The sequence below is a fragment of the Agromyces capsici genome (assembly GCF_058349965.1).
On sequence record NZ_JBYRET010000001.1, the window covers coordinates 22,714 to 44,640 of the forward strand.

25 protein-coding genes, 1 tRNA gene and 1 pseudogene are annotated in these 21,927 nt (G+C 72.6%); 13 read left to right on the top strand and 14 right to left on the bottom strand.

Annotated elements, in window-relative coordinates; genetic code table 11:
• Window positions 1–37: 37 nt before the first annotated feature.
• From AC3RKB_RS00115 to galU, 3 genes are read right to left on the bottom strand one after another with little or no spacing between them, the layout of a single operon-like run.
• On the bottom strand, window positions 38–1,057 hold the full coding sequence (locus AC3RKB_RS00115; RefSeq protein WP_491433961.1) for a hypothetical protein: 1,020 nt from the start codon (window positions 1,055–1,057) through the stop codon (window positions 38–40).
• Window positions 1,058–1,109: 52 nt separating this feature from the next.
• Complete coding sequence (locus AC3RKB_RS00120; RefSeq protein WP_491433962.1) at window positions 1,110–1,772, bottom strand: GNAT family N-acetyltransferase; 663 nt, start codon at window positions 1,770–1,772, stop codon at window positions 1,110–1,112.
• A gap of 1 nt (window position 1,773) precedes the next feature.
• Window positions 1,774–2,673 (bottom strand): UTP--glucose-1-phosphate uridylyltransferase GalU, encoded by a 900-nt coding sequence (gene galU / locus AC3RKB_RS00125; protein ID WP_491433963.1) that lies wholly within the window; start codon window positions 2,671–2,673, stop codon window positions 1,774–1,776.
• Window positions 2,674–2,736: 63 nt separating this feature from the next.
• On the opposite strand from galU, the gene AC3RKB_RS00130 reads away from it, so the two are divergent.
• Window positions 2,737–3,315: a 5-formyltetrahydrofolate cyclo-ligase gene (locus AC3RKB_RS00130; protein ID WP_491433964.1), complete on the top strand. Its 579-nt coding sequence runs from the start codon at window positions 2,737–2,739 to the stop codon at window positions 3,313–3,315.
• 50 nt (window positions 3,316–3,365) lie between these two features.
• Window positions 3,366–3,458: pseudogene (locus AC3RKB_RS00135) on the top strand (FmdB family zinc ribbon protein); the annotation flags it as partial.
• A 62-nt stretch (window positions 3,459–3,520) separates the two neighbouring features.
• Here the strand turns inward: AC3RKB_RS00135 and AC3RKB_RS00140 are convergent.
• On the bottom strand, window positions 3,521–3,703 hold the full coding sequence (locus AC3RKB_RS00140; RefSeq protein ID WP_491436836.1) for a hypothetical protein: 183 nt from the start codon (window positions 3,701–3,703) through the stop codon (window positions 3,521–3,523).
• Between the two features lie 36 nt (window positions 3,704–3,739).
• Between AC3RKB_RS00140 and mscL the strand changes: the two genes are divergently transcribed.
• Window positions 3,740–4,180 carry a large conductance mechanosensitive channel protein MscL gene (gene mscL / locus AC3RKB_RS00145; RefSeq protein ID WP_491433965.1) on the top strand — a complete coding sequence of 147 codons (441 nt, stop codon included), beginning with the start codon at window positions 3,740–3,742 and terminating at the stop codon, window positions 4,178–4,180.
• A 257-nt stretch (window positions 4,181–4,437) separates the two neighbouring features.
• On the opposite strand, the gene AC3RKB_RS00150 is transcribed toward mscL, so the two are convergent.
• Complete coding sequence (locus AC3RKB_RS00150; protein ID WP_491433966.1) at window positions 4,438–8,193, bottom strand: AAA family ATPase; 3,756 nt, start codon at window positions 8,191–8,193, stop codon at window positions 4,438–4,440.
• 114 nt (window positions 8,194–8,307) lie between these two features.
• On the opposite strand from AC3RKB_RS00150, the gene AC3RKB_RS00155 reads away from it, so the two are divergent.
• Window positions 8,308–8,616, top strand: coding sequence for a rhodanese-like domain-containing protein (locus AC3RKB_RS00155; protein ID WP_491433967.1), 309 nt, complete (start codon window positions 8,308–8,310; stop codon window positions 8,614–8,616).
• 5 nt (window positions 8,617–8,621) lie between these two features.
• Window positions 8,622–8,897, top strand: coding sequence for a metal-sensitive transcriptional regulator (locus AC3RKB_RS00160; protein WP_491436718.1), 276 nt, complete (start codon window positions 8,622–8,624; stop codon window positions 8,895–8,897).
• Window positions 8,898–8,997: 100 nt separating this feature from the next.
• Here AC3RKB_RS00160 and ald read toward each other — a convergent pair whose 3' ends face one another.
• Entirely contained in the window at window positions 8,998–10,098 is a 1,101-nt protein-coding gene (gene ald / locus AC3RKB_RS00165; RefSeq protein WP_491433968.1) for an alanine dehydrogenase, read from the bottom strand.
• A 131-nt stretch (window positions 10,099–10,229) separates the two neighbouring features.
• Here ald and AC3RKB_RS00170 point away from each other — a divergent pair, with 131 nt between their 5' ends.
• Complete coding sequence (locus tag AC3RKB_RS00170) at window positions 10,230–10,733, top strand: Lrp/AsnC family transcriptional regulator (RefSeq protein WP_491433969.1); 504 nt, start codon at window positions 10,230–10,232, stop codon at window positions 10,731–10,733.
• Between the two features lie 50 nt (window positions 10,734–10,783).
• Here the strand turns inward: AC3RKB_RS00170 and AC3RKB_RS00175 are convergent, their stop codons facing one another.
• Window positions 10,784–11,851: an ATP-dependent DNA ligase gene (locus AC3RKB_RS00175; protein WP_491433970.1), complete on the bottom strand. Its 1,068-nt coding sequence runs from the start codon at window positions 11,849–11,851 to the stop codon at window positions 10,784–10,786.
• Between the two features lie 176 nt (window positions 11,852–12,027).
• Between AC3RKB_RS00175 and AC3RKB_RS00180 the strand changes: the two genes are divergently transcribed.
• From AC3RKB_RS00180 to AC3RKB_RS00195, 4 genes are all read left to right on the top strand, one after another.
• Complete coding sequence (locus AC3RKB_RS00180; RefSeq protein WP_491433971.1) at window positions 12,028–12,198, top strand: hypothetical protein; 171 nt, start codon at window positions 12,028–12,030, stop codon at window positions 12,196–12,198.
• Entirely contained in the window at window positions 12,195–12,464 is a 270-nt protein-coding gene (locus AC3RKB_RS00185) for a hypothetical protein (RefSeq protein ID WP_491433972.1), read from the top strand. The genes AC3RKB_RS00180 and AC3RKB_RS00185 overlap by 4 nt, the downstream gene beginning before the upstream one ends.
• A gap of 77 nt (window positions 12,465–12,541) precedes the next feature.
• Complete coding sequence (locus AC3RKB_RS00190; protein ID WP_491433973.1) at window positions 12,542–13,228, top strand: TMEM175 family protein; 687 nt, start codon at window positions 12,542–12,544, stop codon at window positions 13,226–13,228.
• 67 nt (window positions 13,229–13,295) lie between these two features.
• A complete protein-coding gene (locus tag AC3RKB_RS00195) occupies window positions 13,296–13,655 on the top strand; it encodes a hypothetical protein (protein ID WP_491433974.1) in 360 nt (119 codons plus the stop codon).
• 3 nt (window positions 13,656–13,658) lie between these two features.
• On the opposite strand, the gene AC3RKB_RS00200 is transcribed toward AC3RKB_RS00195, so the two are convergent.
• Window positions 13,659–13,931, bottom strand: coding sequence for a hypothetical protein (locus tag AC3RKB_RS00200; protein ID WP_491433975.1), 273 nt, complete (start codon window positions 13,929–13,931; stop codon window positions 13,659–13,661).
• On the bottom strand, window positions 13,928–14,263 hold the full coding sequence (locus tag AC3RKB_RS00205) for a DUF7882 family protein (protein WP_491433976.1): 336 nt from the start codon (window positions 14,261–14,263) through the stop codon (window positions 13,928–13,930). Before AC3RKB_RS00205 ends, AC3RKB_RS00200 begins: the two co-directional genes overlap by 4 nt.
• Before the next feature lie 217 nt (window positions 14,264–14,480).
• Between AC3RKB_RS00205 and AC3RKB_RS00210 the strand changes: the two genes are divergently transcribed.
• Entirely contained in the window at window positions 14,481–14,714 is a 234-nt protein-coding gene (locus AC3RKB_RS00210; RefSeq protein ID WP_491433977.1) for a hypothetical protein, read from the top strand.
• 4 nt (window positions 14,715–14,718) lie between these two features.
• Here the strand turns inward: AC3RKB_RS00210 and AC3RKB_RS00215 are convergent.
• Window positions 14,719–14,790, bottom strand: a tRNA-Arg gene (locus AC3RKB_RS00215).
• 107 nt (window positions 14,791–14,897) lie between these two features.
• Here AC3RKB_RS00215 and allB point away from each other — a divergent pair.
• On the top strand, window positions 14,898–16,238 hold the full coding sequence (allB, locus tag AC3RKB_RS00220) for an allantoinase AllB (RefSeq protein WP_491433978.1): 1,341 nt from the start codon (window positions 14,898–14,900) through the stop codon (window positions 16,236–16,238).
• Between the two features lie 268 nt (window positions 16,239–16,506).
• Here allB and AC3RKB_RS00225 read toward each other — a convergent pair whose 3' ends face one another.
• The 4 genes from AC3RKB_RS00225 to AC3RKB_RS00240 form a co-directional block, all read right to left on the bottom strand.
• Window positions 16,507–17,805 (bottom strand): CHAP domain-containing protein, encoded by a 1,299-nt coding sequence (locus tag AC3RKB_RS00225; protein ID WP_491433979.1) that lies wholly within the window; start codon window positions 17,803–17,805, stop codon window positions 16,507–16,509.
• Between the two features lie 260 nt (window positions 17,806–18,065).
• Window positions 18,066–18,563, bottom strand: a complete 498-nt coding sequence (locus AC3RKB_RS00230) for an HNH endonuclease (protein WP_491433980.1) — start codon at window positions 18,561–18,563, stop codon at window positions 18,066–18,068.
• A 339-nt stretch (window positions 18,564–18,902) separates the two neighbouring features.
• Entirely contained in the window at window positions 18,903–19,565 is a 663-nt protein-coding gene (locus tag AC3RKB_RS00235) for a C40 family peptidase (protein WP_491433981.1), read from the bottom strand.
• A 392-nt stretch (window positions 19,566–19,957) separates the two neighbouring features.
• Window positions 19,958–20,650, bottom strand: a complete 693-nt coding sequence (locus tag AC3RKB_RS00240; RefSeq protein WP_491433982.1) for an iron-dependent transcriptional repressor DtxR — start codon at window positions 20,648–20,650, stop codon at window positions 19,958–19,960.
• Window positions 20,651–20,807: 157 nt separating this feature from the next.
• On the opposite strand from AC3RKB_RS00240, the gene serC reads away from it, so the two are divergent.
• Window positions 20,808–21,923: a phosphoserine transaminase gene (gene serC, locus AC3RKB_RS00245; RefSeq protein ID WP_491433983.1), complete on the top strand. Its 1,116-nt coding sequence runs from the start codon at window positions 20,808–20,810 to the stop codon at window positions 21,921–21,923.
• Window positions 21,924–21,927 lie beyond the last annotated feature (4 nt).

Sequence of the window (21,927 nt, forward strand, 5' to 3'; positions counted from 1 at the left end):
CCGCGACGGGTGGTCCGGACCACCCGAGAGCGGTGCGTCAGACCGCGGTTCGCCGACGGCGCAGCACCAGGTCGAGGTCGCTCATGCCGGGTTCCGCGGCGTCGACGAAGCCCATGCGCGCGTACGGGTTCGCCGGGTCGACCGGGCCGTCCGCGGGCACCGGGTCGGATGCCGCGGGCCGCCGCAGCACGGGCACCTGCGGCTCCATCCGCTCGGCGCGCTCGGCGAGCTCGGCCTCGGCCGTCGCCCGCTTGAGCCGCTCGGCCTCGGCGATCGACGCCATCACGCTCGCGGCGATCGTGCCGCGCGAGAGGTGCAGCGGCTTCGGCAGCGGCTGCGGGGTCCAGCCGGCGGATGCCTCGGGCTCCTCCTCGACGTCGATCGGCTCGAACGGCTCGGCGATCGGCGCGGCCTGCGGCACGGCGGGCGCTGCGACGACCGCCGGTCGGCGGCGAGCGAGCACGACCAGGCCCGTCATCGCCACGACGATGCCCACGGCACCGCCGAGCGCGACGAACGGCGTGCCGCCGAAGGCGAGCATGGCGAGCCCCGCGACGACGGCCAGGAGGGAGGCGAGCAGCAGGAGCGAGCACAGCGCGCGGCGGCGACGCAGGCCGCGGCGCGTGAGCCCCCGCGGGGACGCGTGCGCCGCGCCATCCGGAACCGCCTCGACGACCGGCACGGGGGCAGTCGTCGCCGAACGGGCAGCGTGCTCGGCCCGCTCGGCGAGTTCGCGCTCGGCCGCCGCGGCAACCTCTTCAGCGGCGATGCGCTCGGCGATCGCGAGGTTCTCGGCGGCCTGCGCCTCGAGCCGCGCCGCGAGCTCGTGCTCGTGCAGGATGCGCTCCTGCGCGGCGACCTCGCGGGTCGTCATCTCGACCCGCACCTCCTCGGGCGTCTCCGCCGTCTCGGCCAGGATGCGCAGCGTCTGCTGCAGCCGGACCGCGTTGCGCTCGGTCGCGAGGTACTGCCGGCGGCGCAGCCAGCTCGGCAGGAGGTAGGCGATCCAGAGCGTCGCGGCCACCGCCACGAGCACCCCACCACCGATCGCATCCATGCGTCAACGCTAGGTCACGGGGGGTCGGCCGAACCGCTGAGTTCGGGGCGTGTCAGCGATCGCCCACCCGAAGGGGGGTGAGCGCCGCCTCGCGGTCGGCGGCGGGGATCGACGCCGCGCCGGACGGGGCCCGACCCTCGCGCCACCGGCGCAGCACGCCGCCCGGAACCTCCTCGGCGACCAGGGCGAACGCGAAGTGGTCGCGCCAGTCGCCGTCGATGTGGATGAAGCGGCGCCGGAGGCCCTCGTAGCGGAAGCCGAGCTTCTCGACCACGCGCAGCGACGGACGGTTCTCCGGACGGATGCAGATCTCCATGCGGTGCAGCCGCAGCGTGAGGAAGCAGTGGTCGGTCGCCAGCGCCACCGCGGCGGGCGTGATCCCGCGCCCAGCCATGTCCTTCGCGACCCAGTAGCCGATCGACGCCGACGACAGCGAGCCGTGCGTGATCGAGGAGACGTTGAGCTGGCCGACGAGCTCGCCGCCCCACTCCATGATGAACGGCAGCGCCGTGCCGGCCCGGGCATGCGCGGTGAGGTTGCGGATGCTCGCGCGCGTGTCGATGATCGACCCGCCGCCGGGGTAGGTCGCCTCCCAGCGCCGCAACCAGCCGCGGTTGTCGAGCAGCACCCGTTCCAGCGGCCGCGCATCGCGCGCGCGGATCGGCCGGAGGGTCAGCGACCCGTCGGTGAGGGTCGGAACGGATGCCGCGGGCACCTCAGCCCCGTTCGAGCCCGGCCGAGAACTCGGCCAGCCAGGTGCGCAGCTCGGGACCGAGGTCCTCGCGGTCGACCGCGAGCTGGACGACCGCCTTGATGTAGTCGAGCTTGTCGCCCGTGTCGTACCGGCGCCCGCGGAAGACGACGCCGTAGACGCCGCCGGTGCCCTCGACGTCGTTCGCCATCTCCATGAGCGCGTCGGTGAGCTGGATCTCGCCGCCCTTGCCCGGCTCGGTGCGCTCGAGCACTCCGAACACCTCGGGCTTCAGGACGTAGCGGCCGATGACCGCGTAGTTCGACGGGGCGACCTCCTTCGCCGGCTTCTCGACCAGCCCCGTGATGCGCACCACGTCGGGATCGTCGGTCGGCTCGATCTCGGCCGCGCCGTAGAGGTGGATGCTGTCGGGGTCGACCTCGAGGAGCGCCACGATCGACGCGTCGCGACTCGCCTGCTCGTCGAGCATGCGCGTGAGCAGCACGTCGCGCTCGTCGATGATGTCGTCGCCCAGCAGCACCGCGAACGGCTCGTCGTTCACGTGCATCTCGGCGCGCAGCACGGCGTGCCCGAGGCCTTTCGGGTCGCCCTGTCGCACGTAGTGCATCTGGGCCAGGTCGGTGGCTTCGTTCACCTTCTGGAGCTTGGCCGTGTCGCCCTTGGCCTCGAGCGTCGCCTCGAGCTCGGCCACCCGGTCGAAGTGGTTCTCGAGCGCGTTCTTGTTCCGGCCCGTGATCATGAGCACGTCGGTCAGCCCCGCGTGCACGGCCTCCTCGACGACGTACTGGATCGCGGGCTTGTCGACGACCGGCAGCATCTCCTTCGGCATCGCCTTCGTCGCCGGCAGGAACCGGGTCCCGAGTCCCGCGGCAGGGATGACGGCCTTCGTGATCCGATCTGTCATGGCCATCAGCGTAGCCGTACCCGGTGGCGGTTCCTTGGTGCGACGGGTCCTAGGATGGCTGCCATGCCCGACGATCCGACCGTGGTCAAGCGGATCCTCCGCGCCGAGCTGAGGGAGCGCCGGCAGAACATGCCGGCGCACGAGCGGGAGCTCGCGAGCGAGGGGTTCACCTCGCGCCTCCAGGAGCTCGTCGGCTCGACCGGCGCCACCTCGCTCTCGTGCTACCTCTCGATGCCGACCGAGCCCGACACCCGGCCCTTCGTGCGCTGGGCCGAGGCGAGCGGGGTGCGCGTGCTCTTCCCCGTGACCCGGGAGGACGGCCTGCTCGACTGGACGGTCGGCGAGGAGGAGGACGAGGTCACGGGCCTGCACGGCATGCCCGAACCGGTCGGCGAACTGCTCGGGCCCATGGCGATCAACGACGTCGACCTGATCCTCGTGCCCGCCGCGGCGGTGGATGCCACAGGCATGCGCCTCGGGTGGGGACGCGGCTATTTCGACAAGACCCTGGGTTCGATGGGAAAATGTCCTCCGGTGTACGCCATCGTCTTCGACGGCGAGTTCGTCGAGGAGGTGCCGCGGGAGGTCCACGATCAGCCGGTGAACGGCGTCGTGACCCCCACGCGCATCGTCGCCTTCTGAGCCTCCCGGCGTACGCCCCCACTGCCACCGACGGATCGCGGGAGCCTTCCATGCCCACCTACTCGTACCGCTGCACCGAGTGCGGCGACGCCTTCGACATCCAGCAGTCCTTCACCGACGACTCGCTCACCGAGTGCCCCGCCTGCCGCGGCAAGCTCCGCAAGCTGTTCAGCGCGGTCGGCGTGACCTTCAACGGGTCGGGGTTCTACCGCACCGACTCGCGTGCCGGGGCGTCGTCGGGTTCGCCGGCGAGCTCCTCCGGCTCTGAGTCCTCCTCGTCGTCGTCCTCCTCTTCGTCCGGCGGTTCGGGCGCGGGCTCCTCGACCGGCTCGTCGACGACGACGAGCAGCTCGGCGAGCGCCGCCTGATCCACCGACGTCTCGACCACGCACCCGAACGAACGGAACAGAAGGGGGTCCGCCGCGTGCTCAAGGGATTCAGGGAGTTCATCCTCCGAGGCAACGTCATCGACCTCGCGGTCGCGGTCGTCATCGGCGCCGCGTTCACCGCGGTCGTGAACTCGATCGTGACCAACGTCTTCAACCCGCTGATCGGCGCGCTGTTCCGCGCGGACAGCCTCGACACCGCGCTGGTGCTCGAGATCCCGACCACCGACGGGGGCGTCGCCGAGGTGAAGTTCGGCGCGGTCATCGGCGCGATCCTCACGTTCGTCATCGTCGCCGCGGTCGTCTACTTCGTGTTCGTGATGCCGATGAACGTGCTCAAGCAGCACGCGGAGGCCCGGCGCAAGTCGGGCGAACCGAAGCCGGAGGACCCGGAGACCGAGCTGACGCTGCTCACCGAGATCCGCGACCTCCTCGCGGCGGAGCGGTCGACCTCGTCGGGCGCGTACCGAGGCGACTGACCGCGCGACGCGCACGACCCGAGCGCCCCCTCGCACCCGCGAGGCGGGCGCTCCGTCGTCTCACCAGTGTGGCGGGCGCTCCCGCGTGATCCGGTCGTCGTCGGGGCGTCCGGGCCGCCGAGCGGGCTGCTCGGCGTCGTCGTGCGCCCCGGGCACCGCCGTCTCAGGCTCGGGGTCCGTCCCGGGCGCCGGGGTCAGCCGAGCGCGGCGACCGCCCCGCGACCGCTCGATGCGCTGACGCGGCTCGCCGTCGTCGGTCATCCCGCCGCGGCCTCCTCCGCCGGCTCGGCCTTGCCGAGGACCGCGGCGACGCGCTCGGCGACCGACTCGGGGTCGCCGAACAGCTCGAAGCTGTGCACGCGGAGGTAGTGCCATCCGAGTCGCCGCAGCACATCGGGACGCAGTCGCAGCGACTCGCGCAGGCTCTGTCCGGCGAGCGCCGGGTCGGTCTCGACGACGACCGCCTTGCCGGCGTGCGCCGCCGCGAGCGAGAGCGTGCCGCGGTGTCCGACGCTGGTGCGGATGCCGCGACGCTTGAGCCGTCGAGCGAGGTCGACGAGCATCGGGTCGCCGACGCCCGGCGCACGCGGCGCGGACTGCTGCTGCTCGGTCTCGGCGAGCACGTTCGCGAGCGCGATCACGCCGTGGCGCTGCCGGTCCTCGTCGATGTCGTCGGGGCGGAACGCGGAGACGATGTCCATCGAGCGACGGGCCCGGGTCATCGCGACCGCGAGCAGCCGTTCGCCCCCCGGCTCGCCGAGCGACCCGAAGTTCGAGAGCAGGCGCCCGTGGGGTGTGCGGCCGAAGCCGATCGAGAAGATCACCCGGTCGCGGCTCTGCGCGACCGCCTGCTCGAGCGTGAGCACCGTGAACGGCTCGGCACGGTCGCGCAGGATGAAGTCGGAGAGGTCGGTGCGCTTGGCGAACGCCGCGAGCACCGACTGGTGCACGCGCGCCGCGTGGCGAGCGCTCGCGGTGATGACCATGAGCGATTCCCTCGGGCGCTTGACGGCGTGCTCCATGACGAGCTCGACGACCCTGGCGACCTCGGCGTCGAGGCTCTCGACCGTGCCGGTCACCGGGTCGGGCAGGCCGTTGCCTCGCACGTAGTGCAGCCCGAGGCTGCCGTGCCCGAGGAAGCTGCCCGCCCACGGCATCGAGACGATGCGCCCGCCGTAGAAGCGGCGGTTGACGAGCTCGGCCAGGTCCTCGCCGCCGGCGCGGTAGCTGCGGGTGAGGGTCATCGTCGGCAGCAGGTCGGCGAGGCGCGCGAGCGCCGAGTCGGCGTGCAGCGCGTCGACCGCGTGGTCGGGTTCGGGTCGCTCGTCGGGCTCGGAGCGGATGGCCGTCTCGAAGCGCGTCGGCGTCTGGGTCACGGGGTCGCCGAAGGCCACCACCTGCGTGGCCCGGCGGATCGCACCCAGGTTCTCGGCGATGGTCGTCGCGCCCGCATCGACCAGGATCACCGTGTCGAACGGGATCGCGTCGTCGATCGCGGGCACCTCGTACGGCGAGGCGAGCCAGACCGGCGCCAGCGTGCGGAACAGGTGCGGCGCCTCGCGATGCAGCCGCTCGGGGCGCACGCGGTCGCCGCGCAGCATGCGCCGGAGCCGCTCGGCCTCCTCGGGGTGGTCGACGAGTGCGACGCGCCACGCTTCGGCCAGCCGCCACGCCAGCAGCGGGCCGGCCGCCGACGCGTGCGCGTCGTCGACGAGGCGGAAGTCGGCCTCGAGCCGGTCGAGCACGGTCGTGTTCGCGCCGAGCAGGGCGGGGTCGCCCGCGAGCATGGTCTCGAGCACCGACTGCCACCACGCGAGCTCGAGCTCGGCGGCGACCTGCTGCTCGGGCACGTGCCGCCTGGCGAGGTCGACGAGCAGCGGGTCGAGGCCGAGGTCGCGCAGCTTCTGCAGCAGCGCGGTGCGCTCCTGCAGGTTGTGCAGCACCTCGGACTCGGCGGCGAGCCCCTCGAGCGTGACCTCGAGGTCGCGCAGCGGCCGTGCCGCGAGGCGCCGCGGCGAGCCCTCGAGCGCGAGCGGCACGTCGAGCGCCTGCAGGTCGGCCGAGACGGTGTGGTAGGCGACGTGCACGTCGTCGAGCCCGACGGGCACGCTGGGCACGGCGCCCGCGTCGGAGTACCGGTGCCACAGCGTGCGCTGCTGCTGGATGCCGCGGAGCGCGGCGTTGAGGTCGCCGACGTGCACGCCCGGCCGCACGTACTCGAGCGCGAGGCGCTTGAGCCGGCGCCGGTTCGCACCGGACATGCCGGTCTCTCGGCGCGGCGCCGTCGCGGCGATGAGCTCGCCGAGCGGACGGTCGTACACGGCCGGCAGGAACTTGTCGAGCGTGTCGCGCACGTCGTGCAGCAGGCGGAGGAAGACGCCGAGCTCGGCGATCGACTCGAACCGGCGGAGCCGGGTCTGCGCGATGAGCGCCCGTGCCCGCTCGAGCAGCCGCGGCACCTCGATGCCGCTCAGTCGCTTGGCGAGCTCGTGCGCTGCAGTGGCCTCCTCGGAGGTCGAGAACGCGGCGCCGTACCACGGGGAGTCGCCCGGACCGTACCGGAACTCGCCGAGCGCGGCGGCACGCACGAGGTCGGCGGCGACGGCGTCGCGCCCGGTCGCGAGCGCGACCAGCGAACCGCGGTCGAGGCGCGCGGTGGTGTCGGGCGGCGTCGCGATCGACGCCAGGCCGGCGAGCGCGGTGAGCGCGTCGAGCACGGACGCCTGCAGCTCGGCGTCGCGGCGCGTGAGCGCATGACGGTAGTCGAGCAGCACCTTCCGGAGCCGGACGAGCGCGTCGTCGACATCGGCGATGCGCGGCTGCTCGGCCTTCTCGTTCCGGTTGATCGACTGGACGAGGTCGCGCCGGAGCCGCTCGGTCGTGACCGCGAGCCCGCCGAGGCCGACCTGTCCGAGGCGGTGGGCGATGCCGTCGAGGCTCGAGCGTCGCGCGCCCACCACGAGCACCCTCCGCTCGTTCCCGACGAGCGCGCCGATCGCGTTGACGATGGTCTGCGTCCCGCCCGTGCCGGGGAGGGTCTTCACGACGAGCGAGGCGCCCTGCTCGACCTGCGCGACGACCCGTTCCTGCTCGGAGTCGGCGTCGAGCAGGAGCCGGTCGGTCGACGGCGGGCGCTCGTCCTGCGGGACGATGCGGGGCGGGTCGACGGGCTTGGCGAGCGTCGCGCGCGCACTCGGGTTGCCGGCGATCGCGTCGATCACGGGGTGCTCGAGGCGCGCGGCATCCGCCCCCATCGCGGGGCCCACCTCGGCGAACGAGGAGACCACGAGCCGCGGCGCGACCTGGAAGTGCGGCAGGTGCGAGGTGAGACCGCGGAGGCGGTCGATCACGGGCTGCGGCTTGAACACGCCGTTGGTGATCGCGAGCGCGACGAAGGCGTCGGCGTCGAGCGTGATCTGGAACTGCTCGTGCAGCTCGCGGGCGAGGGCGGGGTTGAGGAACGGCTGGCCCTTGAGCTTCAACTCGAAGTCGCGGCCGTACCGGCGGATGGCGAGCGGACGCAGCAGCACGGGCGCGACGAAGTCCTCGCCGCCGTGCTGCCAGGAGGCCAGGCCGATCGCGAGGTGGACGGCCTCGACGCCGCGCACGGAGCGCAGCTCGATGCCCTTCTGGGTGATCTCGGCCGCCGCGAGGCGGGCGTTGCGGAGCGCGAGCTCGTCGCGGATGAGGCTGGAGAGCAGCGTGGACTTGCCGGTGATGAACTGCGGCAGGCCGCCCGGGTGGGTCGTGGAGAGCTCGATGCGCGTGCGGGAGGAATCGTCGAAGTGCACGAGCGGCGAGCGTCCGCCGAGCTCGCGCAGCTCGGCGTGCCATCGACGCCAGCTCGGCTCGGCGACGTTGGAGGCGACCACGCTCGGATCGCCGATGGTGACGGACTGCGGCGTCGCCGGGTCGCGTCGGGGGCCCGTCGACCCGGTCGGCGCGGGGGCACGGGTCTCGGGCTCGTCATCGAGGACGTCGTCCTCGTCGTCACCGCGATCGAGCCGTTGCACACCGACACCCTACGGGGCGCGGGCGCGTTCGCCGGGGACATCGCCGGGCGCGCGGAGATTCGGATACCGTCCGGGTATTGATACCATGGGGGTATCCATCTCCGAGGAGCACGAATGAAGTCCATCACCCCCACCGAGGCGCACGCCGCCGCGGACGCCTTCATCCTCGACGTCCGCGAGGACGAGGAACGCGCCCAGGCCCGCGTCGACGGCACGCACCACATCCCGCTCGCCGCGCTCGTCGAACGCCTCGACGAGATCCCGCTGGACCGCACGGTCTACGTGATGTGCGCGGTCGGCGGCCGCAGTGCCCGCGCCACGCAGTACCTGGAGTCGCAGGGCGTCGACGCCGTCAACATCGACGGCGGCATCGCCGAGTGGCACCGCGTGGGACTGCCCGTCACCGTCGGAGGTGCGGCATGAGCGCCATGACCGAGACCAAGGGCGAGGCGCAGCGCCGGATCGCCAACCGCCTGAAGCGGGCGCGCGGCCAGCTCAACGCCGTCATCGACGCCGTCGAGTCGGGTGCCGACTGCCGCTCGGTCGTCACGCAGCTCGCGGCGGTCTCGAGCGCACTCGACCGCGCAGGCTTCGCGGTGATCTCGACCGCGATGCGCGACTGCGCGACAGACCCCGAGGGTGCCGCCGACGGCGACAAGCTCGACTTCGACGAGCTCGAGAAGCTCTTCCTCTCGCTCTCCTAGACCCCGCGCGCACGACGGCGCCGCCCGGTGGATCACCGGGCGGCGCCGTCGCGTGCTCCGTGCGAGCCGGATCGGCGCGGGAGTCCCGTGGCCGCGCTGCTCAGCCGAGCGTCGCGAGCTCGAGGCCGTGCGCCTTGGCGACCCCCTCGTTGGTCAGCTTGCCGCCCGTGGCGTTCAGGCCCTTCGCGAGCGCGGCATCCTCGGCGAGGGCGGCCTGCCAGCCCAGGTCGGCGACCTTGAGCACGTACGGCAGGGTGGCGTTGGTCAGCGCCGGGGTCGACGTCGCGGGCACCGCGCCCGGCATGTTGGCGACGCAGTAGTAGATCGCGTCGTGCACGCGGAACGTCGGCTCGGCGTGCGTCGTGGGCCGCGAGCCCTCGAAGCAGCCGCCCTGGTCGATCGCGATGTCGACGAGCACGGCGCCGCGCTTCATCGTGGCGACCATCTCGTCGGTGACGACCTTCGGCGCGGCGGCGCCGGGCACGAGCACCGCGCCGATCACGAGGTCGGCGTCGCGCACCTGGCGCGCCGTCTCGTACGGCGACGCGGCGAGCGTCTTGATGCGGTGCTCGTAGCGGGCGTCGAGCTCGCGGAGCTTGGGCAGTGAGATGTCCATGACGGTCACGTCGGCGCCGAGGCCGAGCGCGGTCGCCGCGGCCTGCTCGCCGGCGACGCCGCCGCCGATCACGAGCACCTTCGCGGGCGCGGTGCCGGGCACGCCGCCGAGCAGCACGCCGCGGCCGCCCTTGGAGGCGTGCAGCTCGGCCGCTCCGACCTGCGGTGCGAGCCGGCCGGCGACCTCGCTCATGGGCGTGAGCAGGGGCAACGAGCGGTCGGCGAGCTGGACGGTCTCGTACGCGATCGCGGTGACGCCGGAGTCGAGGATCGCGCGCGTGAGCGGCAGGTCGGCCGCCAGGTGCAGGTAGGTGAAGAGCGTGAGGTCCTCGCGCAGGAAGCCGTACTCCTGCTCGATGGGCTCCTTGACCTTGAGCACGAGCTCGGCCGCCCAGGCCTCGTCGGCGGTCGCGACGATGTTCGCGCCGACGGCACGGTACTCGTCGTCGTGGTAGCCGGCGCCTTCGCCGGCTCCGGCCTGGATGTCGACGCGGTGGCCGCGCTGGACGAGTGCGTGTGCTCCCGCGGGCGTCATCGCGACGCGGAATTCGTTGTTCTTGACCTCAGCGGGAACGCCGATGCGCATGGGGATTCTCCGAATGCTGTGTGGATGTGTACCTCAATGGTCACCTGTCATTCGTTGTTTGGGAAGACACGCCGCATTCTGTTCGGTAGAATCGCGTCATCCGTCTCGATTGTGCGAAGGGGACACACGCCGTGACCGATCTGCCGCAGTTCAGCGAACCCGCCCGCGTGAGCCTCGACGACATCGACCGGCAGATCATCGCGCGCCTGCACGAGAACGCTCGCATCCCGAACGTCGATCTCGCGCGCGAGGTGGGCGTCTCCCCGTCGACGTGCCTCGCCCGGGTCAGGTCGCTGCGCGAACGCGGCGTCATCACGCGCTACACCGCCGAGATCAATCCGGCGGCGCTCGGCTACACGCTGCAGGCGCTCGTCTCGGTGCGCATCCGGCCGGGCGCCCGTCACCTCATGGAGCAGATCTCCGACGAGCTGCGGGGCGAACCCGAGGTGGCGCAGCTGTTCTTCCTGGGCGGCAGTGAGGACTTCCTGATCCACGTGCGCGTCCGCGACAGCGAGCATGTGCGTCAGTTCGTGCTGAAGAACCTCTCGGCGAATCCCGCGGTGGCCCTCACCGAGACCAACCTCGTCTTCGAGCACCACACGGCGAACTCGGCCGGACTGCGCACCGTGCTCTGAGCGCGTCCCCGCTCCGTCTCGTCGGTGGGCGTCGGATGGCGCGGCGCGCGTCAGCGCTCGACCGGCAGGATCTCGGCGAGGTCGAGACCGGCGGGCGCCTCGAGCTGCTCGTAGGTGCAGCTCTCGGGCGTGCGGTCGGGTCGCCACCGGCGGAACTGCGCGGTGTGCCGGAACCGGTCGCCCTCCATGTGGTCGTATGCGACCTCGACGACGAGCTCGGGCCGCAGCGGCACGAACGAGAGGTCCTTCCCGGCGCTCCATCGGCTCACCGCCCCCGGCAACCGCCCGCCGGCCTGGGCCGCCTGGTCGGCCCACTCCCCCCATGGGTGCTCCGACAGGTCGGTGACGACGTACGGCGCGAGCTCGTCGACGAGCGCCCGGCGCCGCGCCATGGGGAACGACGCGGCGACCCCGACGTGCTGCAGCCGCCCGTCGTCGCCGTAGAGGCCGAGCAGCAGCGAGCCGACGATGCCGCCGGTCTTGTGCCAGCGGTAGCCCGCCACCACGCAGTCGGCGGTGCGCTCGTGCTTGATCTTGAACATCGTGCGCTTGTCAGGTTGATAGGTGCCGTCGAGCGGCTTGGCCACCACGCCGTCGAGGCCGGCGCCCTCGAAGCGCTCGAACCACTCTCGCGCCTCGGCGAGGTCGCAGGTGGCCGGCGTGACGAAGACGGGGTCGGATGCCGCGGCGAGCGCTCGCTCGAGCAGCGCCCGTCGCTCGGCGAACGGGCGGCCCGTCAGGTCGTCGTCCCCGAGCGCGAGCAGGTCGAACGCGACGAACGACACAGGGGTTTGCTCGGCGAGCAGCCGGACGCGACTCGCGGCGGGGTGGATGCGCTGCTGCAGCGCATCGAAGTCGAGTCGTCCGCCCCGGACGAGCACGATCTCGCCGTCGACGACGCACCGCTCGGGCAGGTTCGCCCGCAGTGCCTCGACCAGCTCGGGGAAGTACCGGGTCATCGGGCGCTCGTTGCGACTGCCCAGCTCGACCTCGTCGCCGTCGCGGAAGACGATCGTGCGGAATCCGTCCCACTTGGGCTCGACGTGGCCGACGTCGGGGATCTCCTTGACCGACTTCGCGAGCATCGGGGAGACGGGCGGCATCACCGGCAGGTCCATCCGTTCATCATGCTCCCCCCGTCCGACAGCGCGCATCCGCGGACGCCGGGCGCACCGCGGGCTAGCATCGCCCCCGTCGGAGGGTCAAGACCCCTGCGTCGGTCGCGGCCGCGGCGTATCGTCGAAGTCGTCGCCCTGCACGACGGCGTGCGAGCGCGACCCGAACGAATTGGGGGATGACGATGTCCGACCCGCAGAGCGAGGATCCGCAGGCCGATCGCGAGATGGATGCGGCCCTCGAGGAGGCCGAGCGCAAGGCGCGAGCCGAGGAGGTTGCCGACGCCGACGAGCGTGTCGCCGTGCGCGACGAGGCGTCGGGTCGCCTCGGCGAGGAGCGTGCGCAGTGACCTCGCTCCTCGAGGAACCCGACCAGGACGCGCGCGCCGCCGACGGCCCGCTGCCCTCGATCGGCCTGTGGTGGCCGATGCTCGAGGGCCCGCTGCAGCGTGAGATCCTCGAGCACCCGACCGCTCCGCTGCGTTCGGCCGTGGTCCGCCGCATCTACGAGCTCTGCGACCTCGAGGGCCGCCCGGTCCCCCGGTCGGGCGTCCGGCTCGGGCCCGAGGAGCGGGCCTACATCGCCGGCTGGGTGCACGCCGTCGACTGGTCCTGACGCACCGCCCGTCGCATGAGCGACCGTCGTCGGCGCGCCTCCGGCCCCGCACGCCACGGCGTCGGGACGATGGGGACGTGCGTGCCGACCGACGCTCCGGTGATCTCCGCCCGCTCGCCCGGTTCGAGCGCGACACGGTCGAGTTCGCCCGGGCGTTCGCGTTGTTCGACGCGGTCTACGCGTTCGCGCTGACGCTCCTCGTCATCAACATCGACCCGCCCGAGGCGAGCGCGTGGACGGACCCGGTCGCCCTGCTGGCGAGCGGGCTCGGATGGCAGCTGCTCGGGTTCGCGATCAGCTTCGCGGTGATCGCCGTGTTCTGGCGCGTCAACCACCGCATCGTCGCCGGGCTCACCGGAATCAGTTCGGGTGTGCTCACCGCCAACCTCGTGGCGCTCGCGTTCGTCGTGCTCATCCCGTTCTCGACGCAGGGCATCAGCGACGTCGACACCGCCGACGAGCCGCTCGCGATCGCGGTGTATGCGGTGAACCTCAGCCTCGCGGTACTCGCCCAGTCGGCGGTGGCACTCGTCGCCCGGCGCGACGGCCTCGAGGCCGACCCGCTCCCTGCGCGCGCGGTCGCCGTGCGGTTCGTCGACACCATGACCACGCCCGTCGTCTTCCTCGCGTCGATCCCGGTGGCGTACCTGGTCGGCGCGGACGCCGCGCGGCTCGTCTGGCTCTCGCTCGTCGTCATCGGGCCGATCAGCGGACGGTGGGCCGACGCGCGGATCGCACGCATCCGGGCGGCATCGTCCGCATGAGACCACGACCGGGCCACCCGGCGCAAGAGGTTGAGCCGATCCGCGCCCGCCCGGTAGACCTGTGATCATGCAGCGCATCCACTACGCCGGGGGCGAGCTGCTCACCGGGACCGACATCGCCGACGCGATCGTGGACTACGCCGCCGCGCTCGCGGGCCGGCGCACCGCGGCATCCATCGACATCCCCGTGCGCACCGCGACCGGGGGCGTCGCGCGCGCACACCTGCTCATCGGACCCGCAAGCCAGCTGGTCAGCGAATCGGTGGAATCGGAGTTCGAGGAGCTCACCGACGAGGAGCTCGTGGGGCGGCTCCGCTCGGCGACGACCGCGCTGTCGAGCACTCGCCCGCTCGTGGGCGGGTCCGCCGCGGACGACGAGATCGACGACGCCGACACCGACGAACTGGAGTGGCCGCCGATCCGCTGACCGTCAGCCGAGCTCGTCGCCCTCGCGCGCGTCGGACGACGCGATGCCGGGTTCGTCGGCGACGTCGTCGTCGGACGGGATCGGGATGATGCTCACGGGGATCCCCGGACCGACGAGGAGGTCGGCGGGCTGCGGACGGCCCTCGCCGAAGTTCACCCGGATCCAGCGCGCCGTGCCGGTCGCGTGCGCCTCCTCGATCGCCTGCTTGATCGCCTCGACGTCGGCGTGCCCCACCGAGTACTGGGCGCCGTCGTAGTGGATGTTCACGCGCTTCATGACTCGTGCTCCCTGTTGTGCTCGCCCTCGGCCCTCGCGTCGGGCTCGGGCACCAGCACGAGCCCGCCCGGCGAGTTCGCCGTCGACATGAGCGCGTCGACCCAGGCGCGGTTGATCGCGGGCTGACGGCCTCCGGCGTACTTGAACACGAGCGAGATGCGCGGATGCATCCAGAGCGTGCTCCGGCCGTTGCCGATCGACGGGTCGTCGCGCCAGCTGAAGTAGAAGGACTCGCCGCGCCGCAGCTTGGCGCCGATCACGAGCTGCAGGTGCGCCAACACGCGATCGTCGAAGTCGACGCCGAGCGTCGAGTCGTACGTGAGCTTTCCCACGGGCACCTCCGGGCTGCGAGCCGACTCTGCCACAGCGTAACCGGACGTGCACGTCGACGCACAGGGGCTTGCGCGACGACCCTCGGATGAACAACGGATGGCGGGAGTGTCAAGCCTCTGCCCGGGGCGTCCGGCCGGAGGTAGAAAGGAATCGACCGGTCGTGGGACGGGTCCGGGCGCGCGAGGGAGGGCGACGATGACGACACGAGGAACGACGATGGACACGCTCATCGACGTGGTGCCCCTGAGCGAGACATCCTGGCGCGTCTGCGACACGCGCTGCGACGACCGCGACAGCCGCCATATCGTGGGCTACATCCACGAGCTCGCCGACGGGTTCGAGATGCTCTGGATGCGGCCGCGCCCCGGCGTGACCTACCGCTACGACACGTTCGAGGAGGCGGTGCGCCAGACCTCCCGCAGGATGCTGCTGCTCCGCCAGCGCGATTGACCGGTGCCCCTGGAGGGACTCGAACCCCCAACCCTCTCCTTAGGACGGAGCTGCTCTTCCATTGAGCTACAGAGGCTGACCGGACGAGTCTAGCGGCCCTCTCGCGCCGGGACGGCGTGCCCGCACGGCCCGCGGACGAGCCGTCGTGATGCGCGCGATACCCGGGGCTGGGATGCTGGCGGGATGGCACTCCCAACCGATCTCGTGATCCGGGCCGAGCGCGCCTACGTCGACGGTGCGATGCGACCGGCCGCGGTCGTCGTCGCCGGCGGAACGGTCGCCGACGTGCTCGACGCCGACGCCGACGTGCCGGGCGCCGCCGAACTGCGCGTCGGCGCCGATGCGGTGCTCCTGCCCGGCCTCGTCGACTCGCACGTGCACGTGAACGAACCGGGTCGGACCGAGTGGGAGGGGTTCCGCTCGGCGACCCTCGCCGCCGCGGCCGGGGGCGTCACCACGATCGTCGACATGCCGCTCAACTCCATCCCGCCGACGACCACGGTCGAGGCCCTCGAAGTCAAGCGAGCTGCTGCGGCTCGCTCCGCCGCCGTCGACGTCGGGTTCTGGGGCGGCGCGGTGCCCGAGAACCTCGGCTCGCTCGGGGCACTGCACGCAGCCGGCGTCTTCGGCTTCAAGTGCTTCCTCTCCCCCTCGGGCGTCGAGGAGTTCGGCCACCTCGACCGCGGCGGCCTCGAGCGCGCGCTCGCCGAGGTCGCCGCGCTCGGCTCCCGGCTCATCGTGCACGCCGAGGACCCGGACCTGCTGGCCGGCCCGGGCGCGCTCGGGCGCCGCTACGCGCCGTTCCTGGCGTCGAGGCCCCCCGCGAGCGAGGAGTCGGCGATCGCGGCCGTCATCGACGGCGTGCGCCGCACGGGTGCCCGCGCGCACATCCTGCACCTCAGCGACGCCGCGGCGCTGCCCGCGATCCGGGCCGCGAAGAGCGAGGGGCTTCCGCTCACCGTCGAGACCTGCCCGCACTACCTCGCGATCGCGGCCGAGGAGATCCCCGACGGCGCGTCGGAGTTCAAGTGCTGCCCGCCCATCCGCGAGGCGTCGAACCGCGACCGGCTGTGGGACGGCGTGCTCGACGGGACGATCGACGCGATCGTGAGCGACCACTCGCCGAGCACGATCGAGATGAAGCGCGCCGGCGACGGCGACTTCGGCCTCGCCTGGGGTGGCATCGCCGGGCTGCAGGTCGGCTTCGCGGCCGTCTGGACCGAGGCGCGCCGCCGCGGCATCGGGCTGGAACGGCTGATCCCGCTGTTCACCACCGGTCCCGCATCAGTGGCCGGCCTCGCGCGATCGGGCCGGATCGAGGTCGGCGCGGACGCGAACCTCACGGTGTTCGCACCCGACGACGAGTTCGTCGTCGATGCCCGCGCGCTGCGGCACCGCAACCCGATCTCGGCCTACGACCACCGCGTGCTCGCCGGGCGGACGCGGCTCACGCTGCTGCGCGGCGAGCCGGTGCCGGGCGACGCGCCGCGCGGGCGCCTGCTCGGGGCGACATCCGCCGGCTGAGCCACCGGGAGGGCCCGAGCGCCCGGCCCGACGTCAGTTGTAGCCGAGGACGACGATCGCGGAAGTCGCCGGCGCGAGCTCGTCGACGAACCCCGCGTCCTCGTGGCGTCCGTCGTCGTGTGGCTGCGTCATCGCGAGCACCTGCTTTCTCGGTGGAGTGTCCGCCACGCTATCTGATCGCCGCGACGGTGGCATTCGCCGAATCGGACAGGATCACGCACCCGATTCGCCATGTCGTCGACAGGTGCGACCCCACCGTGGTGCCGGATCAGACCGGCGGGTAGAGGTAGAGGGCGTCGCCCGCGGGGATCGTGCGCACGTGGTACGAGTGGTCGGAGTTCTGGTTGTACTCCTCGATCGTCACGGTTCCGTCGCCGTTGACCGACTGCACGTACGCGACGTGGTTGTACGGGAACCATGCGACCGAGCCGACGACCGGCTGGCTGCTCGTCGGCCAGCCCTTCGACTGCCACTCGTCGGCCCACTTCCAGGCGCTGCCCGAGGCGAGGTTGCCCCAGTCCCACTTCCAGGGCGCGCTCGTCACGCCCGCATCGCGGTTCAGCCGCCACGCGACGAAGTCGACGCACTCGCGGTAGTAGTAGCGCAGCGGCGAGAGCCCGCCGCCGTAGTCGTCGGGCGTCTCGTACCACCAGGGGTAGTCGTCGCCCTCAGCCTGCTGCGTGACCTGGGCGTAGGCGCCCCCGCCGCGCGAGGCGAGCTCGGCGGCCCGCGCGGCGCGCTCGGCCGCCGCTGCGTTGGCGGCGGCCGAATCGATCTCGGCCTTCGTCGTCACCGAGAAGCTGTCGGCCGAGACGGCCGCGCCGCTCGCGAGCTCCGACACCGAGAGCCCCTGCGCCTCGGCGACCGACAGGCTGAACTTGGTCTGCACGCCCGGCAGGTGCCCACCCGGCAGGAACGCGTACGCCGGGAGGGCGAGCGTGCCGACGAGAGCCGGGACGAGCGTGAGCGCCGCGGCGACGCGCAGCGGGCCGTTCCGGCGGCGGGATGCCACGGGGCCGTCGGTGCGGGCGGGACGGAGCGCGCCGAACGCGGCGCGAGCCCGGTCGAGCACCGCCGGCCGGCGCGGGGGTCGTGCCGCCGACCGACGCGACGCGGGCTGGACGGGCGCGCGGCGCCCAGCGTCGGATGCGGCGAGCTGCGGGCGCTCGGGGGGCGGGGCCGACGCGGGCCGCTCGCGCCGCTCGACGGGGCGCTGGCCTGCCGGACGCTGCTGGCGGTCGACCGGCTGCGCGGACGCGGGGCGCTCGCGCCGCTCGACCGGACGCTCCTCGTACGCCGGAGCCTCACGCCGCTCGACCGGACGCTGCTCGTACGCCGGACGCTCACGCCGCTCGACGGGCCGGTCGTACGCCGGAGCCTCCCGCCGCTCGACGGGCCGCTCGCGATCCGCCGGACGCTCGCGCCGCTGGACCGGCCCGTCGTAGGGCGGACGGGCCGGCTCCGGACGACGGTCGTACGGCGGTCGCGGCCGCGCGTCGCCGTAACCGGGCGAGGCGGGCGGACGGGCCTCGCGTCGCTGCGGCGCCGGCCAGGCGGCATCCGGCATCGGCGGCATCGGCCGGCCCGGGGCTGCCGGGCCGCGCTCGACGGCGTGGGGCGGCTCGGCGGGGCGCCGCGGTCGCATGCTCGGGGGGCGGCCGTGCGTTTCGTCACCGTACAAGGGTCGTGTACCTCCGGGGCCTGCGCGCGGCCTGGGGAACCGGGACGCAGGTTGCGGTCGTGGAGCATCGGGGGCGCTCCGGACTCGTACCACCTTAGGGCACGGCCCGGAGCGCTGTCATCGGTCGGGAGACGGCGCGTCGCGGGTCAGGCGGCTCGCTCCAGGAAGTCGCTCCACTGCGGCAGCGGGCGCTCGAATCCACGCACGACCCAGCCCCGGCCGTGCGGCATGCGCGGCGTGATCCGCAGCGCCCATCCCATCTCGGCCGGCGTGTGGTCGCCCTTGGCGTTGTTGCAGCGCAGGCAGCACGCGACGAGGTTCTCCCACGTGTCGCGGCCGCCCCGCGATCGCGGGAGTACGTGGTCGATCGTCGCGGCCGACTTGCCGCAGTACGCGCACCGATGCTCGTCGCGCCGCAGCACCCCGCGGCGGCTCACGGGCACGTGGTGCACCCGGGGCGTCCGGACGTACCGGGTGAGCAGGATGACGCTGGGCCGCACCCATTCGCCGCTCGTGCCGTGCACCGGATTGCCCTCGTCGTGGAGGATGACTGTGGCCTTCTCGTTCATGACGAGCAGGATGGCTCGCTTGAACGAGACGACGGCGAGGGGTTCATATCCGGCGTTCAGCACGAGGGTGCGCATGGGGTGCCTTTCGATCGGTGCTGGATGGCTTCCAGCCGCGTGAAGGGATCGACGACCCGGATGCCGCGGGGCGGGCGCCAGGCCCCCGGAGACGCGAAACGGGCACCGTCGTGAAGACAGTGCCCGTCGGCGTCCCGGCGCAGTCGCGACTCGGCTGACTGCTGCGCCGCTGATCGTAGAGCGCGCGCGCACCCGCGGAATGGGTACTGCTGCGCGCAACGACCATCGGACTTCCCCTACCCGGTATTCGGATCGTCAGGTTCCAAGGCTACGACAGGAATGGCGCGCCGGGACCTCCCGGCGCGCCATTCCTGTCAGGCGTCATGCGTTGTTCACACGTCAGATACGCACGATGTAGTAATCGCTGGTCCAGATCGGCTGGGTCCGGACGACCGTTCCCTCGTACGGCGCGTGCAGGATCTGGCCGTTCCCCGCGTAGAAGCCGATGTGGCCCGGCATCACGACGAGGTCGCCCGGCACGGCCTGGTCGATCGAGATCCGGGTGCCGGCCGCGCCCTGCGCCGCCGACGAATGGGGGAGGCTGATGCCGAACTGGGCGTAGACGTACATCACGAGGCCCGAGCAGTCGAAGCCGGCGGGCGTGGCACCGCCGTAGACGTAGGGCACGCCGAGGTACTGCTGGGCGACGGAGAACACGCTGGCGGGATCGGCGGAGCCGTACACCGCTGCGGGCGCCGAGTAGCTCGCGGCCGACGCGGCGTACGAGGTCATCGCGGCGGCGGCGGCCTGGCGCGCGGCCTCTGCCTCGGCGGCGGCGCGAGCGGCCTCCTCGGCGGCGCGGATCTCCTCGCCGCTGGTCGCGGCGTAGGCGTCCTGCGACAGCGGCGCGGCGATCACGTCGTCGGCGACGTCGACATCCTGCGCCTGAGCCTTGGTGAGCTCGGTCTGCGCGGTCGCGCCGAACTGGATGCCGTCGGTGCCGGGGGCGAACGCGTAGGCGGGGATGGCCAGCGTTCCGACGAGGCCGGCGGCGACCGTCATGACCATGACGTTCTTGGTGCCGCCGCGTCGGAGGCGGCGGCCGAGCGAATCGGGCTGACGCCGGGCGGGCGTCTCAGCCGAGGTGGAATCGCCGGCCGCTGGGACGGTCGTCGCGTCGCGTCGGACGAGGGCGGTTCGGGTGGTGGGCTTGGGGGCGGTGAGCGCGCCGGATCGGCGCCGGGGGAATCGAGCCAAAACGTGTCCTCCGCCCCACGCCGCCGAAGCGCCGTCTCACCGGTTGCACCATCGGGCGCGTCACGGGTATCGGGGCCGAGCGGTGAGCGCGGGAGGCGTCTCGACCCTGTTCCGCCGGCGGGCTTGTCGCCGGCGGACTCGATCGACAATACGCGACACTCCCCCGAATGTCACATTTCGATCACGGACCGCCGGAATCAGTCGCCGATGAAGAGGTGGCCGACGACATCGGCCGGGAGCGCGAGCGTACCCTCGCGGCCTTCGACCTCGACGGACACGAGCGCGCCGTCGCGACGGAACGACACCGTCGCTCCCGGCACGAGGCCGGCGGCCTTGAAGCGCGCGAGCAGCTCGGGATCGAACTGGGCGGGCTCGGCCAGGCGGCGGATCACGCCGCGCGCCGCGCCGCGTCCGTCGGTGAGCGCGACGAGCACGTTCCGCACGCCCTGCATGAACGGCGCGGCGGCCGGGACCCCGAGCTCCTCCAAGCCGGGGATCGGGTTGCCGTACGGCGAGTGCGTGGGGTTGCCGAGGATCTCGACGAGGCGCCGCTCGACCTGCTCGCTCATCACGTGCTCCCACCGGCAGGCCTCGTCGTGCACGTACTCCCAGTCGAGTCCGATCACGTCGGCGAGCAGCCGCTCGGCCAGCCGGTGCTTGCGCATGACGTGCACGGCCTTGCTGCGCCCCGCGGGCGTGAGTTCGAGGTGGCGGTCGCCCGAGACGACCACGAGTCCGTCGCGTTCCATGCGGGCGACGGTCTGCGACACGGTCGGGCCGGAGTGCCCGATCCGCTCCGAGATGCGCGCGCGCAGGGGCACGATGCCCTCCTCCTCGAGGTCGAGGATGGTGCGCAGGTACATCTCGGTCGTGTCGATGAGATCCGTCAACTCACTCCTCCTCGGCCGCCGGGCGGGTCCAACCGTCAAGCCTACTGTCACCCGCCGACCCGCCTCGGGCCCGCGAGTCGCACGGATCGCCGCCGCGACGAGGCCCGGCCGCGTCATCCGCCGCCACGGCGAACGACCGTCGCCGTAGGATCGGTGCATGCCTGAGCTCGTGATCCCCTCGTCGCTCCTGCCCGCCGACGGCCGATTCGGCTGCGGCCCGTCGAAGGTGCGGCCCGAGCAGCTCGCGCACCTCGCCGAGGTCGGCCCCCGCCTGCTTGGCACTTCGCACCGACAGGCCCCCGTCAAGGAGCTCGTCGGCCGGGTGCGCCGCGGCATCGCCGACCTCTACTCCCTGCCCGCGGGCTACGAGGTCGTTCTCGGCAACGGCGGCTCGACGGCGTTCTGGGACGCCGCGGCCTTCGGCCTCATCGAGCGGCGCGCGCAGCTCGCCTCGTTCGGCGAGTTCGGCGCGAAGTTCGCCAAGGCGGCGGCCGCGCCGTGGCTCGAGGCACCCGACGTGCGGAAGGCCGAGCCCGGCTCGCGCGCCGACGCCGAGCCCGTCGAGGGCGTCGACGTCTACGGCTGGCCGCAGAACGAGACCTCCACCGGCGTGCAGGCGCCCGTCCGCCGCGTGCGCGGCGACGACCGAGCGCTCACCGTGATCGACGCGACCAGCGCAGCCGGCGGCGTGCTTGCCGACGCGTCCGAGTTCGACGTGCTGTACTTCGCGCCGCAGAAGAACTTCGCCTCCGACGGCGGCATCTGGTTCGCGATCATGTCGCCCGCGGCGATCGAGCGCGTCGAGCGCGTCGCCGCATCGGGGCGCTACATCCCCGAGTTCCTCTCGCTGAAGAACGCGGTCGACAACTCGCGCCTCGACCAGACCCTGAACACCCCCGCACTCGCAACGCTGCTGCTGCTCGAGAACCAGCTGGAGTGGATGAACGCGTCGGGCGGTCTCGCATGGGCCGACGCGCGCACGAGGGAGTCCTCGGGGGTCCTCTACGACTGGGCCGAGGCGCGCGAGGTCGCGGCGCCGTTCGTCGCCGACCAGGCGCACCGCTCGCAGGTCGTCGTCACGATCGACTTCGATGCGTCGACGGATGCCGCGGCGCTGGCGAAGACGCTCCGGGCCAACGGCATCGTCGACACCGAGCCGTACCGCAAGCTGGGGCGCAACCAGCTGCGGATCGCGACGTTCACGGCCATCGAGCCCGACGACATCCGTGCGCTGACCGCGTCGCTCGACTGGGTGCTCGAGCAGTCCCGATAGTGTG

Excerpts from the sequence above, each read along its gene's own strand:
- AC3RKB_RS00115 (WP_491433961.1), bottom strand. The coding sequence starts at position 1,057 with ATGGATGCGATCGGTGGTGGGGTGCTCGTGGCGGTGGCCGCGACGCTC.
- galU (WP_491433963.1), bottom strand. The coding sequence starts at position 2,673 with ATGACAGATCGGATCACGAAGGCCGTCATCCCTGCCGCGGGACTCGGG.
- AC3RKB_RS00130 (WP_491433964.1), top strand. The coding sequence starts at position 2,737 with ATGCCCGACGATCCGACCGTGGTCAAGCGGATCCTCCGCGCCGAGCTG.
- AC3RKB_RS00155 (WP_491433967.1), top strand. The coding sequence starts at position 8,308 with ATGAAGTCCATCACCCCCACCGAGGCGCACGCCGCCGCGGACGCCTTC.
- AC3RKB_RS00160 (WP_491436718.1), top strand. The coding sequence starts at position 8,622 with ATGACCGAGACCAAGGGCGAGGCGCAGCGCCGGATCGCCAACCGCCTG.
- ald (WP_491433968.1), bottom strand. The coding sequence starts at position 10,098 with ATGCGCATCGGCGTTCCCGCTGAGGTCAAGAACAACGAATTCCGCGTC.
- AC3RKB_RS00175 (WP_491433970.1), bottom strand. The coding sequence starts at position 11,851 with ATGGACCTGCCGGTGATGCCGCCCGTCTCCCCGATGCTCGCGAAGTCG.
- AC3RKB_RS00180 (WP_491433971.1), top strand. The coding sequence starts at position 12,028 with ATGACGATGTCCGACCCGCAGAGCGAGGATCCGCAGGCCGATCGCGAG.
- AC3RKB_RS00195 (WP_491433974.1), top strand. The coding sequence starts at position 13,296 with ATGCAGCGCATCCACTACGCCGGGGGCGAGCTGCTCACCGGGACCGAC.
- AC3RKB_RS00200 (WP_491433975.1), bottom strand. The coding sequence starts at position 13,931 with ATGAAGCGCGTGAACATCCACTACGACGGCGCCCAGTACTCGGTGGGG.
- AC3RKB_RS00210 (WP_491433977.1), top strand. The coding sequence starts at position 14,481 with ATGGACACGCTCATCGACGTGGTGCCCCTGAGCGAGACATCCTGGCGC.
- allB (WP_491433978.1), top strand. The coding sequence starts at position 14,898 with ATGGCACTCCCAACCGATCTCGTGATCCGGGCCGAGCGCGCCTACGTC.
- AC3RKB_RS00225 (WP_491433979.1), bottom strand. The coding sequence starts at position 17,805 with ATGCCGGATGCCGCCTGGCCGGCGCCGCAGCGACGCGAGGCCCGTCCG.
- AC3RKB_RS00230 (WP_491433980.1), bottom strand. The coding sequence starts at position 18,563 with ATGCGCACCCTCGTGCTGAACGCCGGATATGAACCCCTCGCCGTCGTC.
- AC3RKB_RS00235 (WP_491433981.1), bottom strand. The coding sequence starts at position 19,565 with ATGACGGTCGCCGCCGGCCTCGTCGGAACGCTGGCCATCCCCGCCTAC.
- serC (WP_491433983.1), top strand. The coding sequence starts at position 20,808 with ATGCCTGAGCTCGTGATCCCCTCGTCGCTCCTGCCCGCCGACGGCCGA.